We start from the raw sequence: 6,783 nt of genomic DNA, 5'->3' as shown, positions 1-6,783 counted from the left end.
CAGCTCGCCAACCGGGAGGCGGCCCGGGAGCGGCTGACCGCGCTGCTGCGCGAGGCCGTCGCGCCGCCGCCACCGCCCCGACGGCCGACCCGCCCGTCGCGCGGCGCCAAGGAACGCCGGCTGGCGGAGAAGAAGCGCCAGTCGCAACGCAAGCGGGACCGCCGCGTCGACGGCGACTGAGCGGGAAATCCGGTGTGCCGGCGCGGCAGCGGTGCCTAGGCTGCCAGCATGTCCACCGACTCCCTCGTCACGCTGCACGGTCGTTCGCTGCTCGCCTGCGCCCCCGACGGGCCCCGGCTGTGCGGGGGCGGCGACGCGCTGGACGTGATCGGCGAGGCGCTCGGCCAGCGGGCGGAGCTGGTGGTGCTGCCGGTACGGCGGCTCGCCGACGAGTTCTTCACGCTGCGCACCGGGGTGGCCGGTGAGCTGGTGCAGAAGTTCGTCAACTACCGGCTGCCGGTGGTGGTGGTCGGTGACATCTCCGCGCACGTCGCGCGCAGCACCGCCCTGCGGGACTTCGTGACCGAGTCCAACCGCGGTCGCCAGCTCTGGTTCGTCGAGACGATGGCGGAGCTGGAGGAGCGGCTGAGTCCTGCGGCGTGAACCGGCGAGCGCCCGACTGAATGGCGGGAGGGCGTTGAGCCGCGCCCGGCAGTCTGCTGGGAATGGCCGCGGGAGCAACAGGACCATCAGCCCGGCTGGCTCTCCGCCACCCACGGCCTGGAACGCCGAGCTGGCCCAGGCCGGACGGCTGTCACCGCCCGCAAGGTGAGCTGGACGGGACGGGCCCCGCCGGGTGCGGCGGGACCCGTCAGCCCAGCGCGTTCAGCAGCGTCGTCGACACCGGCGGCTCGGGGCGGCCGAACCCTTCGGGAGCACGGATTTACAGACGAAATCTCAGCCGAAACCGACAACCTTGTGTTCGTCGAGCTCGATGCCGTAGCGCCTGTACACCTTCGTGGTGTTCTCGCTCGTCAGCTGCCGCTCCTCAAAGCCGAGAATGGCGGCGATCCGCAGCACCTCCTCCGGCGAGGACGCCTCGATCTCCAGGTATGGCGGGATCATCGGCCACTCGTCAATCTCCAGCTCGGCACCGTCGAGGAGGAAGCTCGTCCGGCGATTCTCCTGGTACGACTTGGGGTGAAAACCGAGAAGCCCGAGAAGCTCGTTCGTCGAATCCAGGCTGTCAACCGCGACCTCGACCTCGTACGTGCCATCGATTCCGTCGTGGGTGATCTCCTTGACGGCCAGCGTCGTTCTCGCTCCCGTGTCACGTAGGCGGATCCACCTGCTCTGATCGCCCGGCGCTATGTCGTAGACATAGCGTCTCTGGAGCGCCGTCGGGCCGACCCACCGGCCGCCCTTGGAGAGGATCAGCTCAGCCACTTCTGCGGGGTCGATGTCGAGTACCTTGGCCTCGTACTCTGCGGGCATGAGGTCTTCCTCTCACGACTGCTGATCTGTTGACAGTTGACGGTACTCGGCATCGCGAAGTGCCAAGACCTCACAGTGCAGGTCGTTGCCCACGAATTCCTCGACGGGCAGGCAGAGGTCCATGCGCTGGATACACACCCCTACCTGGTAGCCCCCAGCCCCGTTTCGGTAGAGACGCACGCCGTAGAACCCCTCTTGGCAGTCGGTGTCGTTGTTGAAGCGGCATCCCGAGCAGGTTACCGGAAGCCGGACACGTCGAATCCGTTTGGCCCATACGGTGCGACCGTCAGGCAGGCTGTAGGACGTCCGACTGCCGGACACTCCCGCGGTCACGTGCTGCTCCGCCGGTTCTGCTCCCAGGTCGTCGAGAATGCGATCGATTGCGTCGATCGACTCCAAACCATGGTCAAGGGAGTTCAGCAGGCGCACGGAGAGCCGGGGTGAGTAGTCCTCCAGCAGGCGCATCACCCTGGGAGCGTGGGTGTAGTCCGGTACGACGATGTTGGCGCTGGCGCGAACGCCGAGGCGGTCGGCCATGGAAACCGAGTCTTTCAGCGCGAGGAGCTTCCGTTCGGCTCGGCGCACGTTGGCAAACCGCGAGTGCTGAACCTCCGCGAGTTCCTCTGCAGTGGTGCCGAAGATGCTGAAGTTGATCCGGTTCAGGCCGGCCTGAACGCAGTCCTCCAGCACGGCTGCTCCCCGTTCACCGTTCGAGGTCACGCAGACCCTTAGACCAGCGTTCGTGCCGGCGCGGACGATCTCCCCGAGGCGGTGATGCAGGGTGGGTTCCCCACCTGTCAAATGCAGTTCGTTCAGTTGCAGTGCATCACGCAGCACCGCCAAGGTGGAAGCTAATTCGGCGTCGGGGATGACCGCGGAGGGTAAGAAGGCGGCTCCGTTCGTGGCTAGGTAGATCGACACGCGCCCGGACGCCCCGCCCGAGAAGTAGCTGCCGTCGGCTCGGACATTGTCAGTAACGACCGGGGTCCCCTCGTTATGGCAGAAGGTGCAAGTCAAGCCGCAACTGTCGATGACCTTCAGGCGGAGAGTTCGGTCGCTGTGCACGACGGTCGGAATGGCTGGTTCCGTTCTTGCCCCCGCCCCTGACAGCCGGCAGCCGGTGGTACGTTCAGTGATCATGCAAAGGTCCCCTCGAATCCCCGGCGCATAGCTGGACGCGCGCCGAATCTGTGCAGGACGTTGTCGCCCTGCACGGGTGTCTCCAGCTGTGCGGGCCTTCCTTCGCGCTGGTTCGCACGCGCCGCATCAGCTGGACAACAGCGTCAGGGATCGGCGAGGATCGTTGGGCCGATGATTGTTTCCCGCTGTTGCCCAATATCGTGATGACCGAAGAAGCTCTCCCGCTCGGCGGGATACTCAGGAGCGCCCGTGAGGCGGCCGGGTGGAGCCTGTCTCGGATGGGGCGGGTCACCGGCTTCAGCAAGCCGTACCTGTCAAAGCTGGAGACCGGCGAGAAAGAGGTCAGGGCCTGGCATATCGAGGCGTACGACAAGGCGCTGGGAGGTGACTCCGTGCGTCGCCGGGCGCTACTCGTGATGGGGGCCGGCATGGTCTCTCGGACGCTGTGGGCCGAGCTCGACACGCCCAGTACGCCACCGTCTCGACTTGTCGCGCCTGATCTGGCCGCTCTAGAGGCGTCGGCCGACATGTTGACAGGTCTTGGCTTGCAGCACGGAGGACGAGCCTCAGCTCCGGCGGCACGCGGCCAACTCAGATATGCGGTCAGCCTGTTGCATCTGGACATGCCGGAGAGGCTGAGGGCTCGTCTGCTGGCGGCCGTCGCTCGTCTCGCTGATCGCGCCGCATGGTCGATGGCCGACAGTGGGCAGGCGAAGCGCGCGGAGAAGATCTACGACTTCGCGCTCACCGTGAGCCCTGACCCTGTCCAGCGCTGGCTCAGCCTCGTGAACCTCGCCAATCTCCGGCTTGAAGAAGACCAACCGTGCCGCGCGCTGGACCTCCTCGAGCAGACCGAGCCCGATCTGCCGGTACTCCGCTTCCTGACGCACTCCGCTCAGGCGCACGCTCACGCACGCATCGGCGACTTCGGGCGAACCCTGCGGCATATCGAGACAGCCGACTCAGCGCACGCTGCCGTCGACCTCGAAGACCTTCCGCCAGCGGTCCGGCCCTACGCCTCCGGCCATCAGGCGCACGCACATTCAGCCGCAGGCCGGGCGCTCCATGTGCTGGCGCAGGCCGGGCGCCCAAGGGCGGCCCCGCTCGCCGCAGAGCGGCTCGAAGCGGCTGTCGATGCCTTCGGGCCGGAGCGCGCACGGGCTATAGCTAGCTGCCGGAGGCGGCTGGCCGCCCTGCCGTGAACTGACCAAGAGCATGCTCGCAGTAGCCGATCAGGCGTTGACGGAGCGCGCCGGCGCGCGCCGCGAAGTCACGCTGACACCGGACATACTCGGCCCGTCCCTCGGGCGTCTCGATGGGCAGGAAATCGAGCCCGATGCTTGTCAGATCGTATGGACTGGCCCGCATGTCAAGCGTCCGAATCTCCTTGGCCAGCTCGAAACAGTCGGCGATGAGCTCGCTGGGAACGAGCGGCGCCAGCTTGTAGGCCCAACGATAAACGTCCATGTTCGCATGTAGGCACGCTGGCTGATCATGCTCGTGTTGCGTCTCGCGGGTCGGCTGGAGCACGTTCAGGGGACGGGCCGCCGGAGTGAAGAAGCGGAAGGCATCGAAATGACTGCACCGGACGGCCAACTCGTCGACAAGAGCGGCTGTCGCTTCCGCGCCGAGCCGCAACGGAAGGACGTTGTGGCGCAGCTCGGCCTGCGTCTGCCGGTAGACCATCGCCCACTCGTGCATCCCGAAGCAACCGAAGTGCGGCGGCCTGGTGGCGGTGGAGACGAGCAGGCGATGGATCCACTCCACAGATTCCCGGCGCCGTTCCAGTACGGCCAGCACGTCCAGCTGGGCTGCGCCGTGCTCGTCGCTGACGTAGAAGGCCCCGAACTCCTCGGGCCTTGCGTCCTGTAGTAGGAATCCTGGGCCGGGTTGCCACCGCCGAAACTGGGCCGGCCGGTAGTTGTAGTAGGTGAGGAGGAACTCCTCAATCGATTGCCGGCCGTGCCTTGCTCGCTTCGCAAGGTGATCACCCAGCAAGCTGTCCCCCCGGGCGACGTGCGCGGCGCGGCGGGCCTGCCAGTCGGCCGCGTCGAGGGCGGCGGTGTCGCCGTACGCCACGTGGGTGACGTCGCCGGGCAGCGGGCGGAACGGGTCGGCCTTGGCGGGCTGGCCGGTGAGCGCGAGCGCCCCCATGGTCCGGCCGTGGAAGCCGCCCCGGGCGGCCACCACGTGACTGCGGCCGGTGAGCCGGGAGAGCTTGAACGCCGCCTCGTTGGCCTCCGCGCCGGAGTTGGCGAAGAACACCCGGCCGGGCCGGCCGGCGAGGGCCAGCAGCAGCTCCGCCAGGGCCACCGGGGGCTCGGCGACGAACAGGTTGGAGACGTGGCCCAGGGTGGCGACCTGCCGGGAGACGGCGGCCACCACGGCCGGGTGGGCGTGGCCGAGGGCGTTGACCGCGATGCCGCCGAGCAGGTCGACGTACTCCCGGCCGGCCTCGTCGACCACGACGGCGCCGGAGCCGGAGACCAGCGCCAGCGGCGGGGTGCCGTAGTTGTCCATCAGGGCCTGGCCCCAGCGTTCGACCAGCGTGCTCATGCGGGAACCGTGCCTTCCCTGTTCGCGACTGCGGGGCTCGCGCTCACGACCATCGTGCCGAATCCTTCCGAGGTGAAGACCTCCAACAGCGTGGAGTGGGCGACCCGGCCGTCGACGACGTGCGCGGCGGGTACGCCCCCGCGCACCGCCCGCAGGCAGGCCTCCATCTTCGGGACCATCCCCGACTCCAGGGACGGCAGCAGCTTCGCCAGCTCGTCGTCGGTGATCTCGCTGACCAGGCTGGCGGTGTCCGGCCAGTCGGCGTACAGGCCGGCCACGTCGGTGAGCACCACCAGCTTGCGGGCGTCGAGGGCGACGGCGAGCGCGGCGGCGGCGGTGTCGGCGTTGAGGTTGTGCAGCACCCCGTCGACGTCCGGCGCGACGGTCGAGATGACCGGGATCCGGCCGGCCGCGATCAGGTCGGTCACCGCCGAGACGTCGACCGACTCCACGTCGCCGACCTGCCCGACGTCCACCGGCTGCCGTCGACGTACGCGGGCCGGCGGACGGCGGTGAACAGCCCGGCATCCTCGCCGGAGAGGCCGACGGCGAACGGGCCGTGCGCGTTGATCAGCCCGACCAGTTCCCGGCCGACCTGCCCGACCAGCACCATCCGGACGACGTCCATCGCCTCGGGGGTGGTGACCCGCAGGCCGCCCCGGAACTCGCTGGCGATGCCGAGCCGCCCGAGCATGGCGGAGATCTGCGGGCCGCCGCCGTGCACGACGACCGGCTTGAGGCCGGCGTAGCGGAGGAAGACCATGTCGGCGGCGAAGGCGCGCTGGAGCGCGGGTTCGACCATGGCGTTGCCGCCGTACTTGACCACGACGGTGGCGCCGGAGAGGCGGGCCAGCCAGGGCAGGGCCTCGATCAGCGTCTCGGCCTTGGCCTGGGCCCGGGTGAGGTCGGCGGTGAGGCTCATGAGGAGTACGCCGAGTTTTCGTGCACGTACGCGTGCGACAGGTCGTTGGTCCAGATCGTCGCGGCCGAGGAGCCGGCGTGCAGGTCGATCCGGATGGTGACGTCCCGGCCGGACAGGTCGACCTTGGCGCGGTCCTCGGCGGCGGCGCCGGAGCGGCACACCCAGATCCCGTTGACCGCGACGTCGACGCCGTCCGGCTCGAAGGCGGCGGCGGTGGTGCCCACGGCGGCGAGGATCCGCCCCCAGTTCGGGTCGTTGCCGAACAGCGCGGTCTTGACCAGGTTGTTCCGGGCCACCGACCGGCCCACCTCGACCGCGTCCGCCTCGGTGGCGCGCCGACGACGTCGATCGCGATCTGCTTGGTCGCGCCCTCGGCGTCGGCGATGAGCTGCTGGGCCAGGTCGTGGCAGGCGGCGGTGACCGCGGCGGTCAGCTCCTCCTGGGTGGGCTCGACGCCGGACGCGCCGCTGGACAGCAGCAGCACCGTGTCGTTGGTCGACATGCAGCCGTCGGAGTCGATCCGGTCGAAGGTGACCGAGGTGGCGGCCCGCAGCGCGGCGTCGAGCGTCTCCGGCCCGGCGACCGCGTCGGTGGTGAGCACGCAGAGCATGGTGGCCATGGCCGGGGCGAGCATCCCGGCGCCTTGGCCATGCCGCCGACGGTCCAGCCGCTGCCCCGGGCGACCGTGGTCTTGGGGCGGGGTGTCGGTGGTCATGATCGCCTCGGCGGCC

General features: G+C 69.1%; 5 protein-coding genes and 3 pseudogenes. 3 read left to right on the top strand and 5 right to left on the bottom strand.

Features of this window, described 5'->3' with window-relative positions:
- Both JNW89_RS22880 and JNW89_RS22875 read left to right on the top strand, forming a co-directional pair.
- A pseudogene (locus JNW89_RS22880) lies at positions 1–180 on the top strand (aminoacyl-tRNA hydrolase); the annotation flags it as partial.
- Between the two features lie 48 nt (positions 181–228).
- Positions 229–603: a DUF4180 domain-containing protein gene (locus JNW89_RS22875; RefSeq protein WP_238449470.1), complete on the top strand. Its 375-nt coding sequence runs from the start codon at positions 229–231 to the stop codon at positions 601–603.
- A 294-nt stretch (positions 604–897) separates the two neighbouring features.
- Here the strand turns inward: JNW89_RS22875 and JNW89_RS22870 are convergent, their stop codons facing one another.
- Together JNW89_RS22870 and JNW89_RS22865 are read right to left on the bottom strand one after the other, a co-directional pair.
- A complete protein-coding gene (locus tag JNW89_RS22870; protein WP_238450448.1) occupies positions 898–1,434 on the bottom strand; it encodes a class IV adenylate cyclase in 537 nt (178 codons plus the stop codon).
- A gap of 12 nt (positions 1,435–1,446) precedes the next feature.
- Positions 1,447–2,574 (bottom strand): radical SAM protein, encoded by a 1,128-nt coding sequence (locus JNW89_RS22865; protein WP_238449469.1) that lies wholly within the window; start codon positions 2,572–2,574, stop codon positions 1,447–1,449.
- 50 nt (positions 2,575–2,624) lie between these two features.
- Between JNW89_RS22865 and JNW89_RS22860 the strand changes: the two genes are divergently transcribed.
- A complete protein-coding gene (locus JNW89_RS22860) occupies positions 2,625–3,776 on the top strand; it encodes a helix-turn-helix domain-containing protein (protein ID WP_238449468.1) in 1,152 nt (383 codons plus the stop codon).
- Here the strand turns inward: JNW89_RS22860 and JNW89_RS22855 are convergent.
- The 3 genes and pseudogenes from JNW89_RS22855 to JNW89_RS22845 all read right to left on the bottom strand — a co-directional run bounded on the left by JNW89_RS22855 (position 3,742) and on the right by JNW89_RS22845 (position 6,767).
- Entirely contained in the window at positions 3,742–5,130 is a 1,389-nt protein-coding gene (locus JNW89_RS22855) for an aminotransferase class III-fold pyridoxal phosphate-dependent enzyme (RefSeq protein WP_238450447.1), read from the bottom strand. The two genes, JNW89_RS22860 and JNW89_RS22855, sit on opposite strands and share 35 nt — an antisense overlap.
- Positions 5,127–6,052 (bottom strand): annotated as a pseudogene (argB, locus tag JNW89_RS22850) (acetylglutamate kinase). Before argB ends, JNW89_RS22855 begins: the two are co-directional and overlap by 4 nt.
- Positions 6,049–6,767: pseudogene (locus JNW89_RS22845) on the bottom strand (bifunctional ornithine acetyltransferase/N-acetylglutamate synthase). The pseudogenes argB and JNW89_RS22845 overlap by 4 nt, the downstream one beginning before the upstream one ends.
- Positions 6,768–6,783: the final 16 nt, after the last annotated feature.

The sequence above is a fragment of the Micromonospora sp. 4G55 genome (assembly GCF_016803375.1).
Note: the sequence above shows the minus strand (reverse complement) of the source record. Positions and strands in the feature narration are given on the sequence as shown.

Coding starts and splice junctions, on each gene's coding strand:
- JNW89_RS22875 (WP_238449470.1), top strand. CDS start 229: ATGTCCACCGACTCCCTCGTCACGCTGCACGGTCGTTCGCTGCTCGCC.
- JNW89_RS22870 (WP_238450448.1), bottom strand. CDS start 1,434: ATGCCCGCAGAGTACGAGGCCAAGGTACTCGACATCGACCCCGCAGAA.
- JNW89_RS22865 (WP_238449469.1), bottom strand. CDS start 2,574: ATGATCACTGAACGTACCACCGGCTGCCGGCTGTCAGGGGCGGGGGCA.
- JNW89_RS22855 (WP_238450447.1), bottom strand. CDS start 5,130: ATGAGCACGCTGGTCGAACGCTGGGGCCAGGCCCTGATGGACAACTAC.